We start from the raw sequence: 20,735 nt of genomic DNA, 5'->3' as shown, positions 1-20,735 counted from the left end.
CTGCGGCGCGGGGCCGTGCGGCGGTGGAGGGGCAGCGCACGGGTGCTGTGGGTGTCATGCGGAAGAGTTCACGGCACCCTCGGACGAGCGCCAATGAATGTAGCCTGGCGCTTAATGATCACTTTTGAGCTCGGTGTGGAGGACCTCGCGGACACCCGTTTCGCGCTTTCCCCGCTGTACGAGACCGTGCTGAGTCTGCGGGTCCTGCGGGAACCGGGCCTGTCCGCGCTGCACCTGCCCTGGCGCAGGTCCGTCCTCGGCGGACCGGGCGACCCGGGCGGTGTCGTCGGTGCCGGCGGTCTCGGCGGCGGGTCCGGCGGGTTGGCCGCGACCGACGTCGGGACGTTGATGTCGCTGATGCCGGTGCGGCGCACCCTGCCCGATTTCCTCACGCCGCGGCCCGCGCGTTTCGACGCGTCGTTCGAGGACGAACTGGCCGTCGTGCGCCGCACCTCCCCGGCCGCGGTGCGTCGCGATCTGCTGGCCGCGCACGCGCCGGATCCGCTGCCCGGAGCGCTGCGCGACGCCCTCGCCGCCGACGACGCCCCGGTGGTGCGGCTGCGCGACGCGCTCTGCGAGCTGCTGCTCCGGTACTGGAAGGCCGCCGTCGAACCGGTGTGGCCGCGGATGCGGTTGGTCCTGGAGGCCGACATGACCTACCGGGCCCGGCAACTGGCCCTGGGTGGGGCCCGGTTGCTGTTCGCCGACATGCATCCGAACCTGCGCTGGCAGGACGGCGTCCTGCACGTGGACAAGATGATCAGCCGGCATCACGTCAAGGCCTCGGGCCGCGGGCTGTTGCTCGTACCGTCCGTGTTCGCCCACAAGCCGGTGCCGCCGGTCGGTCAGGGCGAGGCGCCGACGCTGGCGTACCCGAGCCGTGGGGTGGCGACGCTGTGGGGATCCGCGCCGGTCGTCACCGCACCGGCCCTGGCCGCCCTGTTGGGGGCGCCCCGCGCGCGGTTGCTCGGCCTCCTCGAGGAGCCACTGCCGACCGTCGAGATCGCCCGGCGCCTCAAGGTCACCCCGAGCGCGGTGTCCCAGCACCTGCGCGTACTGCACGCGACCGGGCTCGTCACCCGGGCGCGCGACGGACGGCACGTCCTGTACCGCCGGAGCCCGCTCGGTGACCGGCTGACGGGTCACGCCGCATAGGGCGGGCCGCCCGCCCCGGCGGCCATGACGCCCTTGCCCCGCCGGGCGGCGTGCGCGTCGCGGGTGGGCGTGCCACGCTGGTCTGATCCCGGGGGTCGGTGCGGCCGGGAGGTGCTGCCGGAGTCCGTCGAGACGAACGGGGCGTGCCGTGGTGCGAGGAAAAGACTCCCGACCCCGGGGTACGGGCCCCCGGTCCCTGCGGTGGCGGGTGGGCGCCGGCTGCTCGGCGCTGCTGCTCGCCGCCCTGACCTCGGGTGTGGCGTCGGGACCGACCCCACCGGGCCCGACCCCTTCGCCGTCCGCGACGGCCGGCCAGGAGCCGCTCGACCCGCGGATCACGGAGATCATGCGCAAGCCGGAGTACCGCAACGCGCAGTGGGGTCTCCTCCAGGTCGAACCGGACAGCGGCCGCGTGGTGCGCAGCATGTTCCCGGAGCAGGTCTTCATCCCGGGCTCCACGGCCAAGCTGTTCAGCGTGTCCGGGCCGTGGAAGACCCTGGGGGCCGGGCACCGCTTCGAGACGCCCGTCCACGCGGTCGGTGAGCGCGACGGCTCCACGCTGGACGGGAACCTGGCCCTGGTCGCCCAGGGCGACCTGACGATGGGCGGCAGGACCCGCCCGGACGGCACGGTGGCGTTCACCGACCTCGACCACACCTACGCCAACGACGTCCCCGGCGCGACCCTCACCCCGGAGGACCCCCTCGCCGGGATCGACCGGCTGGCCCGGCAGGTGCGGGCTTCGGGCATCACCCGGGTCGACGGCGACGTCGTCGTCGACAGTCGGCTCTTCGCACCGGATCCGACCCTCGACCCCACGCCGACCCCGATGATCATCAACGACAACCTGATCGACCTGCTGACCACCCCGGGGGACCGCCCGGACGCGCCCGCCCGACTGGACTGGCGGCCGAAGGTCGCCCCGTACCGGGTGACGTCGACGGTGAAGACGATCGCGGCGGGCGAGACGGGCTCCATCAACGTGACGGCCTCCGAGAACGGCACCCGGATCCGGTTGACCGGCACGATCGCGGTGGGCGCCGCCCCGGTGCTGCGGGTGTCGCCCGTCACCGACCCGGCGGCGTTCGGGCGCGGCGCGCTGATCGAGGCGCTCGGGCGGGCGGGGGTACTGGTCACGGCGGATCCGGCCGGGCCCAACCCGGTGGCCGAGCTGCCCCGGACCTACGAGGGAAGCCCGCGGGTGGCCGTGTACACCTCGCCGCCCTACGCGGACTACGCCGAGCTCATCCTGAAGGTCAGCCACAACCTGGGCGCCAACCTCGGGATCTGTTTGATGGCGGTCGAGACCGGCAGCCACGCCTGCATGGACGGCTTCCCGGTCCTGGCCCGGTTCCTCGACGGGGCGGGCGTGGACCGCGAGCAGGTGCAGCTCCTCGACGGCCGGGGCGGGAACCCCGTGGACCGGGCGACGCCGCGGGCGGAGATCCAGATGTTGACGTACTGGATGGGTACGCCGGACGCGCGGCGCTTCCGGGAGGCGCTGCCGATCCTCGGCGTCGACGGGCTGCTCGCGACCAACTGCCGGGACTGCCCGGCCCGCGGCAAGGTGTTCGCCAAGACCGGGGCCGCCGTCGGGTACGACGCCCTCAACGACCGGCTGGGCGTGGGTGCGATGACCATCGCCGGGTACCTGGATCGGGGTGACGGCCGCTTCGACGTGTTCTACGCGGGTGTCACCGGGGGCGCGACGCCGACGCCCGACCCGAGCGGGATCCTGAGCGTCGCCAACGACATCGCGATGATCGCCGCCTACCTCCAGGAGGGGTGACCCGGCTCCGGGCCCCGGAGCCCGCGCCTGCCCGCGCGGCCCGCCCCTGCCCGCGGCGGTCGGCGGCGGGCCTCCGCGCGCCGATCCGGCGATACTGGGAGGGCTGGTCCCGCGAGCGGTTCCCGCGAGCGCGGCGCCCCGCGCACCGGGCCCGCCGCACGGCCCGCGCGACCCCCGGGAGGCGGTGATCCGTCCGTGTCCACACATGCCGGCCGGTCCGGTGACGGAGCGGCGACCGGCCGGGGCGCGCCCGGCCGCTACGGTACGGAGGCGTTCCCGCCGGGGCGGGCCGGCGAGGACGAGCGCATCGACCTCGGCGCCCTCACCTACGACGACGTCACCCTCGCCCGGCTCCGTGCGCTGGGTGCGGGGCCCGGCTGGAACTGCCTCGAACTGGGCGCGGGGACCGGCAGCGTGGCCCGGCGGCTCCTACGGGAGGCCGGTGTCACGCGCGTGCTGGCCGTCGACCGTGACGTCCGTTTCCTGGCCGCCCGCCCCGAGCCCGGACTCGACCTCCTGGAGGCGGACGTCCTCGACCCGGGGTTCGACCCCGGTCGGTTCCGGCTGGTCCACGCCCGCTTCGTGCTGATGCACCTCACCGAGCGGGAGCGCCTGATCGACCGTCTCGGGCACCTGCTCGTCCCGGGCGGGGTCCTGGTCCTCGGGGACGCCGTCGACCTGACGAGCGCGGACGCGCCCACGACCCCGTACACGCGGGCCATGCGGGCCATGTGGCAGGGGCTGCGGGAGAGCATCGGCACCGATGTCTCCTGGACCCCGCGCTATCCGGAGTTGCTGCGCACCGCCGGGCTGACCGGGGTGGCCGCGGAGGTCCACGTACCGCCGCTGGTTCCCGGCAGCCCGATCAGCGGGTTCTGGGCCGATACCTGGGACCGGGCCAGGGCGGCGATGACCGCGACGGGGCTGGTGGACGACGCGGCGATCGAGGCGGCGGTCCGGTACCTCGACTCCCCCGACTGCGCGGACCTCTCCCCCGGGCTGATCACGGCCTGGGGCCACCGGCCGGGCTGACCGGCGGGCCGACCGGTCAGGGGGTGCACCGTTCCCAAGGGGGTGCACCGTTCCCAAGGGGGTGCACCCGTCTCAGGGCGTGCACCCGTCGACCGCGGGCCCGCCCCCGACGCGCAGGCCCGGGCGCGCGGCGGCGGGGAGGCGGGACAGTGCCCGGGAGGTCCGGACGAGGTCGCGGCAGCCTCCCGGATCGTCCTGGAGGGCCCGGGTGTGGGCGATGACGCAGCGCTCGGGGTCGGCCCTTAGCGCCCGTACCGCGGCGGTCACCATGGCCGCGTCCGCGACCGCCGCCGCGTCCCCGGCGTCGGCTCCCCCGGCGAGGGCCGCGTCGAGCGCGGCGGCCCGCAGCGCGAGGTCGAAGTAGGGGTTGAGGGTGAGCAATCCGTCGTGGATGTTCGATTCGCGCTGGAGGCGGCGCACTCCGAGGCAGGAGAACAGGGGCATCCTGACCGTGGTGGTGGCGGATGTCAGTCCGGTGAGCAACCGGGCGAGGGGGCCCAGACGGCGGTAGCCCGACCAGTCCCGCCAGGGCCCCGCGAAGCGCTGTACGAGGAGCGGCAGGACGAACCCGCAGATGACGAGGGAGGAGGCGGCCCGGCCCAGCGGGCGGGCCGCGTGGGTGCTCAGGAAGTCGCAGTCCGTTCCCGCCCACCGGGCGGCCACGGCGGCGAACGTGCACACGGCGTGACCGACGGTGCACCAGTGGCCGGTGACCATGAGGGCGAGGCCCACGCGGAGTTCCCCGGTGACCTCGCGCAGCCAGCGCCGGCACAGGGAGTACATGACCAGCGCGGCCGCGGTGTGGGCGGCGAGGAGGAGCAGGGTCATCTCGCGGAGGTACGGGGTGGTCGCGTAGTGGGTGTCGAAGTCCCGCAGCCGTTCGACGGGGGCCTCCCCCAGTAGGAAGAGCCCGACCAGGGCGAGTCCGACCGCGCCGTAGCAGCCGAGGGCCCTGTGCGTGGCCCGCCGGATCGACTCGGGTGGCCCACCGCGCCAGTTGATGATCAGCACGATGCCGGTCCCGGAGGACGCCATCAGCATGGCGTGGCCGAGGGGGACCGCGAAGTTGGGTACGCCCGTGGCCGCGTTGACCTTCGCGAGCATCGGGACCGCGCCGAGGAAGAAGGCGCCGCTGGTGGTCAGCAGGAACGCGACGACGGCCCGGAGCAGGGGGTCGTGCGGGTTGCGCAGCAGGCCGGGAAGCCTGCCCAGGGCCGCGAGGAAGCCGATGACCGCGGGCAGCTGGAAGCCCAGGTCCGACACATCAGCCCCGTTCGACGTGGTGACCTAGGGCGGCCTCGATCCTGCCGGAGGTCGTGCCCCGGTCGAGACGATGGGGCAGGGGTTCGCGCAGCAGGTGCCGTACGGCGTGGGCCAGTTCGAGCCCGTACCGCTCCGCGGCCTGCTCCTCCCGCTCGTGCTTCCTCGCCGCCGTGCCGTCCTGTCCGAGGAGGGCGGGGCTCTGGCGCCCCGCGATGGCCAGGACCGACGAGACGACGCCCTGGAGCTCGGTGTCGTGGTGTAGCAGGCGGGCGGCCACGGCGCCCTCGGTGACGTGCTGGTGGCAGTGGCCCAGTTCCAGGTGACGGAGTTCGTGTCCGGTGATGATGAGCCGGTGCTCGGGTACGGTCCGCTCCTCGACGACGATGAGGTCCCTCGTCCCGAGGTCGAGCGCGAGTCCGCTCGCCGTGCCGGGCGGGAAGGAGGTCGTCCGGAATTCGATCTTGCGGCCGCGGCGGTCGCCCATGGCCTCGCAGAGCGCGCGGCAGATCGCCTCGCCCTCCGCGGGGGCTTCCAAGTGGTCGATCGCCTTGACCATGGCACCGATCGACTGCCGCATCTCCCGTTGCTTGAACACCAGTTCCCCCTGTGACGCTGTTCCACGAACCTGTGACGCTCCCCGACCGGCACGGACAGCGCACTCCGCGAGCCCCTCGACGTGGGGCGGGTTACGGCCATCCGTGCGGTCGCCCCGGCTGTTGTGGAGGGGCCTTCGGCCACCGGTCCCCGGCCCGGCGACGGTCGGCGCCGAAGGCGCCCCGGCGTGATGGGACGACGAAACACGGCTCGCACCCTGCGGCTTCCCGAGAGTGCCACAGACGGGGCGGGAGATCCACGATTGTCCGGCCGGGACCGCCGCACGATGGCAGGAAATCGCCTGTCCTTCCGGTTATCCCGCCGAGCGGCCCTCAGCCGCGTCCGGCCGCCTCGTCGAGCTCGACGTCGAGGGCGAGGGCGGCGGTGATCAGAGCGAGGTGGGTGAAGGCCTGCGGGAAGTTGCCGAGTTGCTCGCCCGTGGGGCCGATCTCCTCGGCGAAGAGACCGACGTGGTTGGCGTAGGTGAGCATCTTGTCGAAGGCGTAACGGGCCTGCTCCGGGCGGCCGGACCGGGCGAGGGCGTACACGTACAGGAAGCTGCACAGGGAGAAGGTGCCCTCGGTGCCGCGCAGGCCGTCGGGGGAAGCCTCCGGGTTGTAGCGGTAGACGAGGCTGTCGGCGACGAGTTCGGCGTCCATGGCCTCCAGGGTGGCGATCCAGCGGGGGTCCGTGGGGGCGATGAAACCGACCAGGGGCATCAGCAGCAGGGACGCGTCCAGGACGGTGGTGTCGTAGTGCTGGACGAACGCCCCGCGCTCCGCGCTCCAGCCGCGGGTCATGATCTGCTCCAGGATGGCGTCGCGGGCGGCGGTCCAGCGGGGCAGGTCGGCCGGGCGGGCGTTGGCCATGGCCTGGCGGATGCCCCGGTCGAAGGCGACCCAGCACATGAGGCGGCTGTAGGTGAAGTGCTGCCGACCACCGCGGGTCTCCCAAATGCCCTCGTCGGCCCGGTCCCAGTTCTCGCACAGCCAGTCCAGCAGGTCCGCGAAGCGCTTCCAGCCCTCGTAGCCGATCGCGTGGGTGACCTGGTCGACCTGGGCGATGGCGTAGACCGCCTCGCCGTAGATGTCCAGTTGGAGTTGGGTGGCCGCGCCGTTTCCCACCCGCACCGGGGCCGAGCCGCGCCAGCCCTCCAGGTGACCGAGGATCTCCTCGCCGAGGTGGGGGTCGCCGTCGACGCGATACATGATCTGGAGCGGTTCTCCGTTGGGTGTCCCTCCGTCGTAGAACCGCTGTCCGAGCCAGTTCCGGAACGCGTCGGCCTCCTCCGTGAAGCCGAGGTCGCGCATGGCCCGCACCGACAGGGAGGCGTCGCGGACCCAGGTGTAGCGGTAGTCCCAGTTGCGCTCGCCGCCCTCCTGCTCGGGCAGGCCCATGGTGGCGGCGGCGATGGGGGCTCCGGTGGGGGCGTAGGTGAGGAGTTTGAGGGTGATGGCGGAGCGGTTGACGATCTGCTGCCAGCGGCCGCGGTAGGTGCACCGGCCGATCCAGTCGTGCCAGAAGGCGTGCACCGCGGTGAACGCCTCGGTCGCGCCTTCCACGGTCGGTTGCGCGGGGGCGTCGCCGCCGGCGTCGCGGACCGTCAGGACGACCGCGGCCCGTTCGCCCGCGGCCAGGGTGACGTACGCGCGCACGTCGTTCCCGTCGGCCTCCAGCGGTACCGGGCCGACGGCCTGGAGGTACGCGGTGACGTCCGGGCCCATGAACCGGGCGGCGGGGGCGCCGTCCAGGTCCAGGTCCAGGGTGTGGGCGGAACGGCCGTAGTCGAAGCGGGGGCGGCACTCCAGGGCGAAGCGCACGGCGCCGCGCACCACCCGCATGACGCGGACCACCTGGTGGTGGTCGGTGACGGTGTGCTCCCCGGTGACGGGCATGAAGTCGATGACCTCGCCGACGCCGTCGGCGGTGAGGAACCGGGTGATGAGGATCGCGGTGTCGGCCAGGTAGAGCTGGCGGGTGGTGATGTCGGGGGCGTCGGCGGTGATCGCGAAGTAGCCGCCCCGGTCGTGGTCCAGGAGACCGGCGAAGATGCTGGGCGAGTCGAAGCGCGGCGAGCAGAACCAGTCCAGTACGCCGTCGGAGGAGACGAGCGCGCAGGTCTGGAGGTCTCCGATCAGGCCGTGTTCGGCGATCGGCGGGTAGCGGCGCATCGGCAGTCTCCTCGGCTGTGGAAGCCGCCCGGCCCGGCAGGGGCGGGAGGTGGCCCACCTCCACCCTGCTGCGCGCCCTCCGGCCGGTCCATCAGGGTGGGCCCTCCGGGTGAGAAGCGGCACCGGGCCGCGCGGGAGGGGCGCGGGGCGCCGCGCGCCCCCCTTATTCCGATGCGCTCGCATCGGTCCGCGGGATACAGTACCGATGCAACCGCATCGGAACGAGTACGGGAAGACGGGTACGGGTCATGGGTGACGCCCTGTGGAAGATGTCGGCCGGCAGGCAGTCGGCGGCCGTGCGGAGGGGGGAGGTATCGGCCGTCGAGCTCGTCGAGAGCCACCTGGAGCGCATCGCCGCGGTCAACCCCGCGGTGAACGCGGTCACCCGGCTCATCGCCGATCGGGCCCGTGCCGCCGCGGCGCGCACCGACCGCGCGCGGGCCGCCGGTGAGGTGCTCGGGCCGCTCGCGGGGGTGCCCTTCACGGTCAAGGAGAGCACCCCGGTCGAAGGGGTGCCCACCACCTTCGGCGTCCCCCGCTTCCGCGGGCTGGTGGCGGCCGCCGACGCCCCGCCCGTGGCCCGGCTGCGGGCCGCCGGGGCCGTCCCGATCGGGCACTCGAACGTACCCACCCTGATCCTGGCCGGGATGCACACCCGCAGCGAGCTGTTCGGCGACACCGTCAACCCGTGGGACGCCTCCGTGACCCCGGGCGGCAGCAGCGGGGGCGACGCCGTCGCCGTCGCCACGGGCATGGCCGCCCTCGGCCTCGGCAACGACTCCGGCGGCTCGATCCGCGTTCCGGCCCAGTTCTGCGGTGTGGCGGGGCTGAAGCCGACCGCGGGGCGGTTCCCGGCGGACCATCGCGTCCTCGGCACCGACGACCCCGGACCGGCCTCCCAGATGCTGGTCACCGACGGCCCGCTGGCCCGGAGGGTGGCCGACCTGCGGCTGGCGTTCGAGGTGCTGGCCGGCACCGATCCGCGCGACCCCCGGGCCGTACCGGTACCGCTGCGCGGCGGCGCCCTGCCGGGCCCGGTGAAGGTGGCCGTGGTGACGGATCCCGGTGGGCTCGGCGTGCATCCGGCGGTCCGGTCCGCCGTGGAGGCCGCCGCCGGCGCGCTCCGGGACGCCGGGTACGACGTGCGCGAGGTGGCCGACGTACCGCGACTGGAGGAGGCCCTCGACGCCTACGGCCGGATCACCATGACGGAGTTCGCCCCGTCCTGGCCGGGGGTGCGCACGCTGCTCGGCGAGGGCGGGGACCGGTACATCGCGATGGCCATGGAACGGACCCCGCCCGCGAACGCCGAGGAACTCGTGCGGCTGATGGGTACCTGGATGAACATCCGGCGCTCCTGGGCGGAGTTCCTCGACGCCCACCCCCTGCTGCTGGGGCCCTCGTTCACCGAGCCGCCCGTCGAGCCGGGCCTGGAGTCCCGCGACGTGGCGGGCCGGGACCGGGTCGCGGCGGGGATGCGGTTGTGCACCGTGACCAGCTTCGTGGGGGTCCCGGCCGTGGCCGTGCCGACCGGTGTCACGGACGGGCTGCCCTGCGGCGTTCAGATCGTGGGGCGCGCCTTCCGGGAGGACCTGTGCCTGGAGGCGGCGCAGGCGGTCGAGGACCGCCTCGGCGTCCTCACCCCGATCGACCCGATCGGCCCCGGCAGGGGCCGTCGAACTCCGGGCGGGGCCCCGGCCGGCGGCGCTCACGCGTAGGAGACGGAGATCCTTTCGAAGCCGAGCGAGCGCAGCAGGCCCTCCAGTATCGCCGTGGTGTTCCGTTCGGCCCGTTGGGTGAGGCCACCGGCGCGGGCCGCCTCGTCGATGCGCTGGACCGCGAGCTTCTGAACGGCCTGCTCTCCCGACGGGTTGTCCGAGAACAGGTCGCCGAGCCGGTCCAGCAACCCCCGCTGTTTGGACACGGCGTACGAACGGTTCGGGTCCAGCGCCGGGGTCCCTAGGGCGGCGTGGGGCAGTTTCAGCGTGACGCCCGTCCGGTCCGCGTCGACGGTGACGGCCCGTTCGTCGAGCCCGCCCAGTTCCACGTAGGCGGAGACGGAGCCGGCGCCGACGTACAGGGTGCGCGTGCCGCGGACCGCGTCGGGGAGGAAGGGCGCGTCGCGCTCCAGGTCCACCACGACCTGGTAGTCGCCCGCCGCCCCCTCCAGCCGGCTCATGTCGCGCAGGGAGGTGAGTACGGCCGGACCGGTCCGGTCATGGGTCCGGGTTCCGAAGAGGTCACCGAGGCCGGGCAGCTGGAGGAGCCGCCCGGCGACCAGGAGCAGGACGGCGACGGCCGCCAGGGCTACCGCGGCCCGCACCGCCCGGCGGCGGCGTCTGCGTCGCGCGTCCGGTCCGGCGGACGGCGCGGGATCGTTCGCTTTGGTCTCCATGCGGACCGGATGCCCCGTCAGTTCATGGTCATCCACATCACGATGGCACCGCTCGGCGCGGAGCGGCGTGGACGCCCCGCGGCGGGGTACACGGCCCGCCAGCAACCGAACGGTTCCCGAGGAGTGACCATGCACGAGTCCGAGAACTCCGCCGAGCCCCGTCGCCGGGCCTGGCAGCGCAGACGGCCGCCGACGCCGGTCCCGACGGAGCCGCGGCGACCGCCCGCCCATCCGGCGGTGCGCGTCCTGGCGATGCTGGGCGCCTTCGTGGGGACGGTCCTCTTCAGCATCGCCCTGGCCCGCGTCACCCTGGAGCCGTCGGCGGCCTCCGCGGCCCTCGTGCACAGCAACGTCCACCCGGGTGCGTCGATCGAGGCCTATCTGGAGGGGGCGTCCGTCAAGGACGCCGCGAAGCAGCTCGGCGGCAACATCCTGCTGGGCGTCCCGTTCGGCGTGCTGCTGCCCGTGCTGCTGCCGCAGGCCCGGGGGCTGCTCCGGGTCGCGCTGACGACCGCCGTGGTGATGACGCTCGTCGAGCTGATCCAGGGGGCGCTCGTCACGGGGCGGGCCTTCGACGTGGACGACGTCATCCTCAACACCACGGGAGCCCTGCTCGGTTACCTCTTCCTCGGTCGCCGCATGGGCCGCGCCGTCCACCCTCGCCGTCACCACTGGTGGCAGCGGGGGCCGCGCCCGGTCGCGGAGCGGCGGCCGACCCCCGACCGGCCGGCCGCGGCCGTCGACGTCGACACCAAGACGCTCCCCCGTACCGACACCCGCTCGGCGCCGGTCGACACCCGCACCGGTGCGCGAAGTCTGGTCGACCGGTGGACCAAGCGGAAGCCGCGCACGCGAACCGCACGTCCGTGAGCCCTTCCGACAGCTCCCGCAGGCGGCGGCCGGCCTCCCGGTCGGCCGCCGGTGGAGTTCGTGTCCGGGATCTGTTCAGCGGTCCAGCGCTGCCGGGATGCCATGCGGCACGAGCTGCTGACATTGACACTCGATGCCAGGACGCGCCCGAGTGCCCCCCGAGGCATCGCGTTACGATGGGCCGGTGATCGCCCACCCCGCCCTCTCGATGGCTCAGCGCAAACGTCGGCTCGTGTCGAACGAGCTGACCGAAGCGGCGCTCCGGTTGCTGGCGTTGAAGGGGTTCGACGTGGTCACCATCGACGAGATCGCGACCACGGCCGGCGTCTCGAAGCGGACGTTCTTCCGCTACTTCGCGTCCAAGGAGGACGTGGTCGTCCAGTTCCTGGCCGACATGGGCACGGGCATCGCAGCCGAGCTCGCGGCCCGCCCGCCCGGGGAGCGGCCCTCGGTGGCGCTGTGGCAGGCCGTCTCGGTCCCCCTGGGCGCCTGCGGCGACCACCCCGACCGCGCGCTGCCGGTGGTGCGGCTCATCCTGCGCACCCCGGCCCTGCGCGCCCGCTTCCTGGAGCGGCAGGCCGATTGGCGCGACAACCTGGCCGCGGAGCTGGCGCGCCGCCTGGAGCTCGACGTCGAGACCGACCTCTACCCGCGGCTGGCCGCCGGCATGGCGATGACCGCCTTCGACACGGCACTGCACCGGTGGAGCGCCGGCGCCGGCGACGGCGACGAGTCTCGGCAGGACCCGGCCGCAGTGGCCGAGCGCGCCTTCGCGATGATGGCCCAGGCACTGGACGTCCGGACGAACTGAACCGTGCCGACGGGCACGGCGCCCGCCGTCACACCCGTGCGCCCCGGCGCGCGATCTTGGAGGAGTCGGAAATGAAGCAGCACGCAGACGGCACGGACGGCACTCGCCGCACCGCACTGGTCGAGGACCTGATGGGCCGTTTCCCCCACGTGCCCCGGGAAGCCGTGATCAAGGAAGACCTGCTGCGCGGCGGCATGGCCTTCGACGAGTCCGCGCTCAGCGGCACCGCCGACGGGGGCAGCGGCGACGTCAAACCGAAGTCGTACTTCATCTTCTCCTTCGACCACCGCACGCTGCCCGAGCTGGGGGCCGCCGCGCTCAACCGCCCGCCCGAGGAGATCGTCCTCACCGGCGGGCCGTACGAACTGCGCCGCACCGTCGTCTCCGTACGGGTCAACCCGGACTCCCCGTACGTGGTGCGCGGCGGCGACGACGGCACGCTGGGCCTGTACCTGGACGGCGCGCGGATCGCGGACGTCGGCCTGCCCCCGATGCCGGAGTACTACCGGCACAAGCTGTCGAACGGCAAGTCGGTGATGGAGGTCGCGCCGACCATCCAGTGGGGCTACCTCATCTACCTGACGGTGTTCCGGGTGTGCCAGTACTTCGGCGCCAAGGAGGAGTGCCAGTTCTGCGACATCAACCACAACTGGCGCCAGCACAAGGCGGCGGGTCGCCCGTACACCGGTGTGAAGCCGGTCGAGGAGGTGCTGGAGGCCCTGGAGATCATCGACCGGTACGACACGACCGGCGCGTCCAAGGCCTACACCCTCACGGGAGGCTCGATCACCTCCAAGGTCGCCGGCCGTGACGAGGCCGACTTCTACGGCCACTACGCGAAGGCCATCGAGGAGCGCTTCCCCGGGCGGTGGACCGGCAAGGTCGTCGCCCAGGCCCTGCCCCGCGACGACGTGCAGCGCTTCCACGACTACGGCATCCGCATCTACCACCCCAACTTCGAGGTGTGGGACCGACGGCTGTTCGAGCTGCACTGCCCGGGCAAGGAGCGCTACGTCGGCCGCGACGAATGGCACCGCCGGATCCTGGAGTCCACCGAGGTGTTCGGGCCGCGCAACGTGATCCCCAACTTCGTCGCGGGCATCGAGATGGCCGAGCCGTTCGGCTTCACCAAGGTCGGCGAGGCGATCGAGTCGACCCGTGAGGGCCTGCGGTACTTCATGTCGCACGGCGTCGTGCCGCGCTTCACCACCTGGTGCCCGGAGCCGACGACGCCGCTCGGCAAGGCCAACCCGCTCGGCGCGCCGCTCGAATACCACATCCGGCTGCTGGAGACCTACCGGGCGACGCTGGAGGAGTTCGGCCTGAGCTCCCCTCCCGGCTACGGCCCGGCCGGCCCCGGCCGCGCGGTGTTCTCCGTCAGCTCGTTCATGGACAGCCTGGAGGGGCTGGAGGGCGACCAGGCCTGACGGCCGGTCCGGCCCCGTCGCGCGTGACGACGGGGCCGGGCCGGGATCGGGTCCGGCCGCCGGGCCGGACCCGGGGCCCGCTACGGCTTCATCTCGTACGCACCGGCCAGCGCCTCGACCCGCGCCCAGACGCGGCCCGAGCGGTCGGCGTCGACGACGGGGCGGCGGACCGCTCCGAGTGCCCAGGCCTGCTGTTCCGGGGTGGCGGAGTCCTTGCCGTGCAGTTCGACGGCGTGCGCGGAGAAGTCCCGCACGAGTACGGCGAACAGCTCGTCGAGCACGTCCTCGTCCAGGCCCGTCAGGCGGGCCTGCTCCAGGATCAGCTGGCCGTGGACGACCAGGGCGAACAGCTGGCCCACGGCCAGGAGGAGGTCGAGGTCACGGCTCTGCGCCTCGTCGGGCGCGGCGGTCGTGACGAACGCGCACAGGGCGTCGGCCTGCTCGCGGAAGCGGCCGACGTTCGGCAGGGCGGCGTACGCGTCGAAGGCGGGACGCCAGTCGTGGAAGCGTACGGAGCCGAGGCCGCGGGCCGGGCCCTGACGGAAGAGGAAGTCGTCGTCGGCCGCGTCGAGGCGGGTCGGGACGGGCGCGTACTCGGCCGGCTCCAGCAGGTGGTTGCGCATGAACTTCAGGATCAGGGCGAGGTTGACGTGGACCGTGCCCTCCAGCTTCGGCAGGCCGCGGATCTCGACGGCGGCCTGTGCGAAGTAGGTGTCCTTCTCGAAGCCCTTGGCCGCGATGACGTCCCACATCAGGTCGATGACCTTCTCGCCCTCCGTGGTCACCTTCATCTTCGTCATCGGGTTGAAGAGGAGGTAGCGGCGGTCGTCGGGGCCGGCGGAGCGGAAGTAGTCGACGGCGCGGTCGCTGAACAGCTTCATGCCGACGAGGCGGACGTAGGCGTCGGCCAGCTCCCTGCGCACGTGCGGGAAGGCGGTGACGGGACGGCCGTAGAGGACGCGGTTCTGCGCGTGGGTGACGGCCTCGTACATCGCGTGCTCGCAGATGCCGATCGAAGCCGTGCAGAGGTTGAACTTGCCGACGTTGACGGTGTTCAGGGCGGCGTCGAAGGCGGCGCGGCCGGTGTGCAGGACGTCGGCGGCGGTGACCGGGTAGTCCTCCAGCCGGAACTCGCTGACGTACTTGGAGGAGTCGACGACGTTCTTCACGAGCCGGTACGCCGGGTGGCGGCTGTCGGCGGCGAAGAACACGTAACCGTCGGGGCCCTCCACGTCGGTGCGGCGGCCGAAGACGGAGACGAGACCGGCGGCGTTGCCGTTGCCGATGTAGTACTTGGACCCGGTGGCCAGGAAGCCTCCGTCGCCCTGCGGCGTCAGCAGCATGTCGGTGGAGTAGATGTCGGCGCCGTGGGTCTTCTCGGACAGGCCGAAGGCGAACACCTCGCCCTCGGAGAGGAGTTCGGCGGCACGCTCGTGGGCGGCGGCGTTGTCGCTCTGCCAGACCGGGCCGAGACCGAGGATGGTCACCTGCCACGCGTACCAGTAGTCGAGGCCGTAGAAACCGAAGATCTCGTTGAGGGCGGCGATCCGCGCGGTGTCCCAGCGCTTGTCGCCCTCCTGCGGGCCGGCGGCGGACGCCGGCGTCAGGAAGGTCGCGAAGAGGCCCTCCTTCGCGGAGAAGGCCAGGAAGTCGCCCAGCCAGGCACGGGTGCGGTAGTCCTCGATCAGCCGGCGCTTGCCGCGGTCCTCGAACCAGTCGACGGTGGCGCGCAACAGCCGGCGGGTCTCGGGGTCGAAGTGCGCGGGGTCGTAGGTCCGCGGGTTGAACAGCAGCGGGTCGGTCATCGGTGTGCGCCTTTCGGGTCGGGGGATGGTGTCGGGGCGGGGCCGGCGGCCGCTCCCGGCGGCCTCCGGGGCCGGGCGGGGTTCAGTGCTCGGCGAGCCGGTGGAGCGTGGCCAGTACGTCCTCCAGCCAGGCGAGCTGCATCCGCTCGTAGGCGATGCCGCCGCGGAGCACCACGTGCTGGAGCTCGCGGCCCGCGTCGGATCCGGCGGGGGCGTCCGGGCCGGTGAAGTCGCGCCGTTCACCGGCGAGGTAGTGCGTGAGCCGGTCGGCGTGCGCGAGGTGGTGCCGTTCGACCTCGCGGATCAGGGTGGCGGGGTCGTCGTCGAAGGCCGCCCCGCGGATCTTGACGGCGAGTTCGTGCCGGACGCTGTCGGGCTGGATCGGCTCGCAGAGCCAGGCGGAGAGGGCGGCGCGGCCGGCCTCGGCGACGGAGTGCTCCTTCTTGTCCGGACGGCCCTGCTGGGGCACCTCCCGGACGTCGATCCAGCCGTCGGCCTCCATGCGCTTGAGCACGCGGTAGATCTGCTGGTGCGTCGCGGTCCAGAAGTATCCGATGGACCGGTCGAAGCGGCGGGCCAGCTCGTAGCCGGAGCCCGGCTGCTCCAGCAGGGAGACGAGGATCGCGTGCTCAAGGGCCATGCCCCGAATCTTTCTATGCAACTCGTTGCACATACAAGCGTCGGCGCCCGGGTGAGACACGACTCACGACGACGAGGCCCCCGCCGGTACGCCGGCGGGGGCCTCGAAGGGGGAGTCGGAGGAAAACCGCGCCGACCGGTCAGCGGTCGGCGGCAGTGCCTCAGTAGGAGTTGCGGGACACCTTCAGGATCTTGCACTCGATCTTGTCGCCCGCCTTGGCGGACTGGGCGATCTCGTAGCCGAGCGCGCCGGCGTTGTCGTCGGTGTACTTCTGGCCCGGCGCCAGGTTCTGGCCGAGCGAGGTCAGGTCGGCCTTCTTCTGGCCGTTGACGAGGATCTCGCCCTCCACCAGGTACGTGAACCGGCGGTCACCGCTGTTGACGTAGTCGACGGTGACGAGGAGTTCCTTCAGGTCGAAGTCGCCCTTCTCCACCTTGCAGGCGGTGACCTTCACGTCCTGGGTGATGTCCGGGTCCTTGCCGGGCTTGGCGGCGTCGCCGGGCTTTCCCTGGGCGTCGGGGGCGACGGAGGCGGTGTCGTAGTTCTTCTCCAGCTCCTTGCCCACCTCGTTCGCCGCCTCGCCCACCAGTACGGCGCAGCCGCCGAGGAGGAGCAGACCCAGTGCGGTGGGGATGCCGCAGCCCAGGGCGACCTTCTTGCCCGTGCTCATGCCCTGCTTCGGCGGGGGCGGGAACTGCTGACCGTAGGGCGGCTGGGGTGCGCCGTAACCGGGCTGCGGGGGCGTGGACATGAGTGACTCCTGGGGACGTGACGACGAGCGGCGCTCAGCTTAAACAAAATGTCAATGCGTGCCATCCCGTACTCAGGGAGTGAGACGCGGCCCAGGCGACGGCGACGGCCCGTCACCCGAACGGACGCGTCCGGGTGTCAGGGGCACGGCCCTCCTTGGAGGCTGGACCTGCGTCCCCTTCGGGCGCTCAGCCCCAAGAAGGAGCCTCTCGTGGCACAGCAATCGCCTTCCACCTCCCCCACCGGCGCCCACCGGGACCGGGACGTGTACGACAGTCGCAACGCGTGGGCAGCGGGCGGAACCATGTTCGCCGGCGTCCTCCTCCTGATCGAGGGTGTCCTCGGCATCATCAAGGGCATCACCGGCATCGCCCGCAACGACGTCTACTCCCAGGTGGGCGACTACGTCTTCAAGTTCGACGTGGCGGCCTGGGGTTGGATCCACCTGGTCCTCGGCATCGTCCTCGGCGTCGTCGGCGCCGGACTCCTCAAGGGCGCGGCACTGTGGGCCCGGGCGACGGGCGTGGTGCTGGCGGCGATCAGCATCATCCTCAACTTCATGTGGCTGCCCTACACGCCGATCTGGGCCGTCATCTCCATCGCCATCAGCTGCTTCATCATCTGGGCCCTGTGCAACGACGGCGGCCGCGCCCGGTCCGCCGGCGTCTGACCCCTCCGGGTCTCCTACGGGGTACCCGGAACGACCAGGCCCGTCTCGTACGCCACGACCACGGCCTGGGCGCGGCTGTCCAGGTCCAGCTTGGTCATGGTCCGGTTGAGGTGGGTCTTGACGGTGGCCTCGCCGATGTGGAGCCGCCCGGCGATCTCGGTGTTGGACAACCCCTTCGCGGCCAGGCGCAGCACCTCGCGCTCGCGGGCCGTGAGGACGTCCAGGCCCGCCGGGGTGTCCGGCACCGCGTCGGCGCGGTTCACGTAGGACTCGATCAGGCGGCGGGTGACGCTCGGCGCGAAGAGCATGTCGCCCTGGGCCACGGCCGAGACCGCCTCGATCAGCCGCTCCGGCCCGGTGTCCTTGAGGAGGAAGCCGGAGGCGCCGGCGCGCAGGGCGGCGTACACGTACTCGTCGAGGTCGAAGGTGGTCAGGATCAGTACCCGGGGCAGCGGGTCCACGGCCTGGGCGAGGATGCGTTCGGTCGCGGCGGTGCCGTCCAGGCCGGGCATGCGGATGTCCATCAGGATGACGTCCGGCCGGGTGCGGGCGGCGACTTCGACCGCCCCGTCGCCGTCCTCGGCCTCGCCGACCACTTCGATGCCGGGCGCGGCCCGGAGCAGCGCCACGAGGCCCGCGCGGATCAGGATCTGGTCGTCGACCACGAGGGTCCGGATCATGCCTGTGGCCGGTTCCGCGGTCCGGGGGAAGGCCCGGCCGGGACCGGGAGGGTGAGGCGCACGCGAAATCCCCCCTCGGTTCGTGGACCGGCGTCGACCGTTCCGCCGTAGAGCTTGGCCCGTTCGCGCATGCCGATCAAGCCGTGACCGGGCCCGCGGGCAACGTTGGCCGGATCCGGACGGTCGTCGGCGTCTCCCGCGCCGTCGTCGGTGATCGTCACCAGCAGTTCGTGGGGCCGGTAGCGGACGAGGACGACGACGGCCGCGTGCCGCGCGTGCTTGATCACATTGGTCAGGGCCTCCTGCACCACCCGGTACGCGCACAGTTCCACGCCGGGCGGCAACGGCCGGGGCGCACCGTCGGTCCGCAGGTCGACGGCGACTCCCGCGGCCCGCACGCGCTCGGCCACTTCCCGCAGACCGGCCAGCCCGGGGATCGGGGCGTACGGGGCGCGGCCGGCCTCGCCGTCCTCGATGTCCGCGGCGGAGCGCAGCAGGGTCAGGATGCGGCGCAGTTCGCGCAGGGCCTCCTGGCTGGTCTCGGATATCGTCCCCAGGGCCGCGCGGGCCTGCTCCGGAGCGGAGGGGAAGACGTAACCGGCCATTCCCGCCTGGACGTTGATCACGGCCATGTGGTGCGCGACGACGTCGTGCAGCTCGCGGGCGATGCGCCGCTGCTCCTCGGAGACCGCCAGGCGCTCGCGCCACTCCTGTTCCCGGCGCAAGCGGGCGGTGAGTGCGGCGAGTTGGCCGTTGCGCTCGTCGAGGACGCGGGCGCCGTTGCCGAACATCCACACCACGGCCGGAACGCCCAGGGCCTGCACCACCGTGATGATCAGGCCGATTTCGGGGGCGGCCAGCCCGCTGCCGAAGACGACGGCCGCGCACAGCGCGGCGCAGGCCGCGGCCGTGCGGGGCGGTCGCCGGGCGGCGACCCCGTACAGGGCGACGGCGGGAGCCCAGAAGTTCAGGGAGGGCTGATAACCGGCCGCGAGGTAGCAGGCGTAGCCGAGGCAGGAGGCGACCAGTGCGAACACCGGCGCGGACCTGCGGGCGGCGAGCGGCAGCGCGACCCAGGCCGTCAGTACGTAGGCGGTGGTGTCGAAGGGCGGCCACCCCGCCGGGTGGTACTGCCGGCCGGCGACGGCCGCGGCGGCGGTCACGCCCAAGGCCAACGCGGCGTCGGCCAGCCGCGGATCGACGGAGCGGAGCCGGTCCGCCGGCCAGACCCTGAAGCGCATCGGCGCACTTTACGCGGCTGCGCCGGAAGCGGTCGTCATACCAGGGGTGGAGCGGACCGGGGTGCGGTACTGACGCAGAGGTTTACCGCGGGTGTCAACTTCGAGGTTGACGCCCGGAAGCGGACATCCGGGGGACCGTACGGGGGTCCGAACGCACGCCGCCCGGCGTGCGGATCACTTCCCGGTCGATCACAGGGGGATCACATGCGGATCAAGCAGAGGGCGGGAGTCCTGACGGCGGGCGTCGCCATGGTGGCGGGCCTCGGGCTCACGGGGACGGCGGCCCAGGCCGCGCCCGGTTCGGCGGCGGGCGGGGCCTCGGCGATGGCCTGCTCGACGTCGAACGCGGTCACGAAGAGGACGGGCAGTGTCGACTCCATCCGGATCGAGCTGCGCTACAGCACCTCCAGCCGCTGCGCCTGGGGCCGGATATACAACGCCGACCCGGGCGACAAGGTGTGGGTGGACCGCTCCTCCGACGGAGGGGGCAGCTGGACCGGCCCCATGGGCATGACCACGGTCAACTCCGGCACCGACACGCACACCCCCGCCTACGACGACGCGGGCTACGTGATGCGGGCCTGCGCCTGGAACGACACCAGCGGCACCACGCGCTGTACCGGCTGGTACTGAGACTCCGGCCGCGCGGTCGCCCGTTCACGGGGGGCGAGCGACCGCGTGGCCGGCCCCGGGCAGCGGCGCGGCGGCGCCGCGCCAGGGACGTTCGTCCACGGAGACCACCGGAAGGGGCGAGTCCGGCGTACGGTCGACCGACCGGCCGGGCCCTCGACGGCGGGGCCGGTCCTCCTCGACGTCCTGACTCGGAGTCCGCCGATGCGCCTCTACGCACAGACCCCAGCCCGTCGGAGCCGCCAGGTACTCGCGGACGTCATCGCCGTGGCCCTGGTGGCCGCCGCGGTGTGGTTCGCACTGGCCGTCCACGACGCGATCATGAAGCTGGCCGAGCCGGGGCGGAGGGTCGAGAGCGCGGGCACCGGCCTCGCCACCGAGCTCGGCAACGCCGGCGACGCGGCCTCGAACGTGCCGCTCGTCGGCGGGCTGCTGCGCAAACCGCTCCGGTCCGCGGCCGACGCCAGTACCGGACTCGCCGACGCGGGACAGTCGCTCCAGGACGCCGTCGGCCAGGTGGCCACCCTGACCACGGCGGCCCTGATCATCGTCCCCGTGACCGTCGTCCTGTTGCTGTGGCTCCCCGCCCGACTGCGCTGGATCCTGCGCGGCCACGCCGTGCGGCGCCTCGTCGACGCGCCCGGAGGCACCGACCTGCTCGCCCTGCGCGCCCTCACCGGGCCACCGCGCGACCTCGCCGGGCTCCGCGTGCCCGAGGGCGGTCTGGCCGACGCCTGGCGCCGTGGGGACCGACAGGTCATCGGTGAGCTGGCCGAGGTCGCCCTCAGGCGGGCCGGACTTCGATCCTGAGG

At 72.9% G+C, this 20,735-nt stretch carries 19 protein-coding genes; 10 read left to right on the top strand and 9 right to left on the bottom strand.

Going from position 1 to position 20,735, the window contains the following annotated elements; translation table 11 throughout:
* The first annotated feature begins 114 nt into the window (after positions 1 to 114).
* The 3 genes from NOD94_RS13945 to NOD94_RS13935 all read left to right on the top strand — a co-directional run bounded on the left by NOD94_RS13945 (position 115) and on the right by NOD94_RS13935 (position 3,976).
* On the top strand, positions 115 to 1,155 hold the full coding sequence (locus NOD94_RS13945) for a helix-turn-helix domain-containing protein (protein WP_281206207.1): 1,041 nt from the start codon (positions 115 to 117) through the stop codon (positions 1,153 to 1,155).
* 148 nt (positions 1,156 to 1,303) lie between these two features.
* Positions 1,304 to 2,944 (top strand): D-alanyl-D-alanine carboxypeptidase, encoded by a 1,641-nt coding sequence (locus NOD94_RS13940; RefSeq protein ID WP_281206206.1) that lies wholly within the window; start codon positions 1,304 to 1,306, stop codon positions 2,942 to 2,944.
* Positions 2,945 to 3,139: 195 nt separating this feature from the next.
* Positions 3,140 to 3,976, top strand: coding sequence for a class I SAM-dependent methyltransferase (locus NOD94_RS13935; RefSeq protein ID WP_281206205.1), 837 nt, complete (start codon positions 3,140 to 3,142; stop codon positions 3,974 to 3,976).
* Between the two features lie 72 nt (positions 3,977 to 4,048).
* Here NOD94_RS13935 and NOD94_RS13930 read toward each other — a convergent pair whose 3' ends face one another.
* The 3 genes from NOD94_RS13930 to NOD94_RS13920 all read right to left on the bottom strand — a co-directional run bounded on the left by NOD94_RS13930 (position 4,049) and on the right by NOD94_RS13920 (position 8,004).
* Positions 4,049 to 5,239: a DUF6545 domain-containing protein gene (locus tag NOD94_RS13930; protein ID WP_281206204.1), complete on the bottom strand. Its 1,191-nt coding sequence runs from the start codon at positions 5,237 to 5,239 to the stop codon at positions 4,049 to 4,051.
* 1 nt (position 5,240) lies between these two features.
* Positions 5,241 to 5,834 carry a toxin-antitoxin system, toxin component gene (locus tag NOD94_RS13925; protein ID WP_281206203.1) on the bottom strand — a complete coding sequence of 198 codons (594 nt, stop codon included), beginning with the start codon at positions 5,832 to 5,834 and terminating at the stop codon, positions 5,241 to 5,243.
* 331 nt (positions 5,835 to 6,165) lie between these two features.
* Positions 6,166 to 8,004, bottom strand: coding sequence for a glycoside hydrolase family 15 protein (locus tag NOD94_RS13920; RefSeq protein ID WP_281206202.1), 1,839 nt, complete (start codon positions 8,002 to 8,004; stop codon positions 6,166 to 6,168).
* A 248-nt stretch (positions 8,005 to 8,252) separates the two neighbouring features.
* On the opposite strand from NOD94_RS13920, the gene NOD94_RS13915 reads away from it, so the two are divergent.
* On the top strand, positions 8,253 to 9,722 hold the full coding sequence (locus NOD94_RS13915) for an amidase (RefSeq protein ID WP_281206201.1): 1,470 nt from the start codon (positions 8,253 to 8,255) through the stop codon (positions 9,720 to 9,722).
* On the opposite strand, the gene NOD94_RS13910 is transcribed toward NOD94_RS13915, so the two are convergent.
* Positions 9,713 to 10,399, bottom strand: coding sequence for a DUF4230 domain-containing protein (locus NOD94_RS13910; protein ID WP_281206200.1), 687 nt, complete (start codon positions 10,397 to 10,399; stop codon positions 9,713 to 9,715). The genes NOD94_RS13915 and NOD94_RS13910 overlap by 10 nt on opposite strands.
* 129 nt (positions 10,400 to 10,528) lie before the next feature.
* On the opposite strand from NOD94_RS13910, the gene NOD94_RS13905 reads away from it, so the two are divergent.
* The 3 genes from NOD94_RS13905 to NOD94_RS13895 all read left to right on the top strand — a co-directional run bounded on the left by NOD94_RS13905 (position 10,529) and on the right by NOD94_RS13895 (position 13,507).
* Positions 10,529 to 11,269, top strand: coding sequence for a VanZ family protein (locus NOD94_RS13905; protein ID WP_281206199.1), 741 nt, complete (start codon positions 10,529 to 10,531; stop codon positions 11,267 to 11,269).
* A gap of 208 nt (positions 11,270 to 11,477) precedes the next feature.
* Positions 11,478 to 12,080 (top strand): TetR family transcriptional regulator, encoded by a 603-nt coding sequence (locus NOD94_RS13900; protein ID WP_281206234.1) that lies wholly within the window; start codon positions 11,478 to 11,480, stop codon positions 12,078 to 12,080.
* 71 nt (positions 12,081 to 12,151) lie between these two features.
* Entirely contained in the window at positions 12,152 to 13,507 is a 1,356-nt protein-coding gene (locus NOD94_RS13895; protein WP_281206198.1) for a radical SAM protein, read from the top strand.
* Positions 13,508 to 13,587: 80 nt separating this feature from the next.
* Here the strand turns inward: NOD94_RS13895 and NOD94_RS13890 are convergent, their stop codons facing one another.
* The 3 genes from NOD94_RS13890 to NOD94_RS13880 all read right to left on the bottom strand — a co-directional run bounded on the left by NOD94_RS13890 (position 13,588) and on the right by NOD94_RS13880 (position 16,703).
* Positions 13,588 to 15,312 carry an acyl-CoA dehydrogenase family protein gene (locus NOD94_RS13890; protein WP_281206197.1) on the bottom strand — a complete coding sequence of 575 codons (1,725 nt, stop codon included), beginning with the start codon at positions 15,310 to 15,312 and terminating at the stop codon, positions 13,588 to 13,590.
* Positions 15,313 to 15,394: 82 nt separating this feature from the next.
* Positions 15,395 to 15,952, bottom strand: a complete 558-nt coding sequence (locus NOD94_RS13885) for a PadR family transcriptional regulator (protein WP_281206196.1) — start codon at positions 15,950 to 15,952, stop codon at positions 15,395 to 15,397.
* Positions 15,953 to 16,112: 160 nt separating this feature from the next.
* Positions 16,113 to 16,703 carry a hypothetical protein gene (locus NOD94_RS13880; RefSeq protein ID WP_281206195.1) on the bottom strand — a complete coding sequence of 197 codons (591 nt, stop codon included), beginning with the start codon at positions 16,701 to 16,703 and terminating at the stop codon, positions 16,113 to 16,115.
* Between the two features lie 303 nt (positions 16,704 to 17,006).
* Here NOD94_RS13880 and NOD94_RS13875 point away from each other — a divergent pair, with 303 nt between their 5' ends.
* Positions 17,007 to 17,372 carry a hypothetical protein gene (locus tag NOD94_RS13875; RefSeq protein ID WP_281206233.1) on the top strand — a complete coding sequence of 122 codons (366 nt, stop codon included), beginning with the start codon at positions 17,007 to 17,009 and terminating at the stop codon, positions 17,370 to 17,372.
* 14 nt (positions 17,373 to 17,386) lie between these two features.
* On the opposite strand, the gene NOD94_RS13870 is transcribed toward NOD94_RS13875, so the two are convergent.
* Both NOD94_RS13870 and NOD94_RS13865 read right to left on the bottom strand, forming a co-directional pair.
* Positions 17,387 to 18,052, bottom strand: a complete 666-nt coding sequence (locus NOD94_RS13870) for a response regulator transcription factor (protein WP_281206194.1) — start codon at positions 18,050 to 18,052, stop codon at positions 17,387 to 17,389.
* Positions 18,049 to 19,293, bottom strand: a complete 1,245-nt coding sequence (locus tag NOD94_RS13865; RefSeq protein ID WP_281206193.1) for a sensor histidine kinase — start codon at positions 19,291 to 19,293, stop codon at positions 18,049 to 18,051. Before NOD94_RS13865 ends, NOD94_RS13870 begins: the two co-directional genes overlap by 4 nt.
* Before the next feature lie 204 nt (positions 19,294 to 19,497).
* Here NOD94_RS13865 and NOD94_RS13860 point away from each other — a divergent pair, with 204 nt between their 5' ends.
* Positions 19,498 to 19,926: a DUF2690 domain-containing protein gene (locus NOD94_RS13860; RefSeq protein ID WP_281206192.1), complete on the top strand. Its 429-nt coding sequence runs from the start codon at positions 19,498 to 19,500 to the stop codon at positions 19,924 to 19,926.
* A gap of 201 nt (positions 19,927 to 20,127) precedes the next feature.
* Positions 20,128 to 20,733 carry a hypothetical protein gene (locus NOD94_RS13855; RefSeq protein WP_281206191.1) on the top strand — a complete coding sequence of 202 codons (606 nt, stop codon included), beginning with the start codon at positions 20,128 to 20,130 and terminating at the stop codon, positions 20,731 to 20,733.
* The last annotated feature ends 2 nt before the right edge of the window (positions 20,734 to 20,735 follow it).

It is taken from the genome of Streptomyces sp. Isolate_45 (genome assembly GCF_024721315.2).
Classification (GTDB): domain Bacteria; phylum Actinomycetota; class Actinomycetes; order Streptomycetales; family Streptomycetaceae; genus Streptomyces.
Note: the sequence above shows the minus strand (reverse complement) of the source record. Positions and strands in the feature narration are given on the sequence as shown.

What these genes read in the sequence shown, in the direction of transcription:
- NOD94_RS13895 (WP_281206198.1), top strand. Translation starts at nt 12,152, where the DNA reads ATGAAGCAGCACGCAGACGGCACGGACGGCACTCGCCGCACCGCACTG.
- NOD94_RS13855 (WP_281206191.1), top strand. Translation starts at nt 20,128, where the DNA reads ATGCGCCTCTACGCACAGACCCCAGCCCGTCGGAGCCGCCAGGTACTC.
- NOD94_RS13905 (WP_281206199.1), top strand. Translation starts at nt 10,529, where the DNA reads ATGCACGAGTCCGAGAACTCCGCCGAGCCCCGTCGCCGGGCCTGGCAG.
- NOD94_RS13885 (WP_281206196.1), bottom strand. Translation starts at nt 15,952, where the DNA reads ATGGCCCTTGAGCACGCGATCCTCGTCTCCCTGCTGGAGCAGCCGGGC.
- NOD94_RS13910 (WP_281206200.1), bottom strand. Translation starts at nt 10,399, where the DNA reads ATGGAGACCAAAGCGAACGATCCCGCGCCGTCCGCCGGACCGGACGCG.
- NOD94_RS13880 (WP_281206195.1), bottom strand. Translation starts at nt 16,703, where the DNA reads ATGTCCACGCCCCCGCAGCCCGGTTACGGCGCACCCCAGCCGCCCTAC.
- NOD94_RS13870 (WP_281206194.1), bottom strand. Translation starts at nt 18,052, where the DNA reads ATGATCCGGACCCTCGTGGTCGACGACCAGATCCTGATCCGCGCGGGC.
- NOD94_RS13945 (WP_281206207.1), top strand. Translation starts at nt 115, where the DNA reads ATGATCACTTTTGAGCTCGGTGTGGAGGACCTCGCGGACACCCGTTTC.
- NOD94_RS13920 (WP_281206202.1), bottom strand. Translation starts at nt 8,004, where the DNA reads ATGCGCCGCTACCCGCCGATCGCCGAACACGGCCTGATCGGAGACCTC.
- NOD94_RS13865 (WP_281206193.1), bottom strand. Translation starts at nt 19,293, where the DNA reads ATGCGCTTCAGGGTCTGGCCGGCGGACCGGCTCCGCTCCGTCGATCCG.
- NOD94_RS13890 (WP_281206197.1), bottom strand. Translation starts at nt 15,312, where the DNA reads ATGACCGACCCGCTGCTGTTCAACCCGCGGACCTACGACCCCGCGCAC.
- NOD94_RS13915 (WP_281206201.1), top strand. Translation starts at nt 8,253, where the DNA reads ATGGGTGACGCCCTGTGGAAGATGTCGGCCGGCAGGCAGTCGGCGGCC.
- NOD94_RS13860 (WP_281206192.1), top strand. Translation starts at nt 19,498, where the DNA reads ATGCGGATCAAGCAGAGGGCGGGAGTCCTGACGGCGGGCGTCGCCATG.
- NOD94_RS13875 (WP_281206233.1), top strand. Translation starts at nt 17,007, where the DNA reads ATGTTCGCCGGCGTCCTCCTCCTGATCGAGGGTGTCCTCGGCATCATC.
- NOD94_RS13900 (WP_281206234.1), top strand. Translation starts at nt 11,478, where the DNA reads ATGGCTCAGCGCAAACGTCGGCTCGTGTCGAACGAGCTGACCGAAGCG.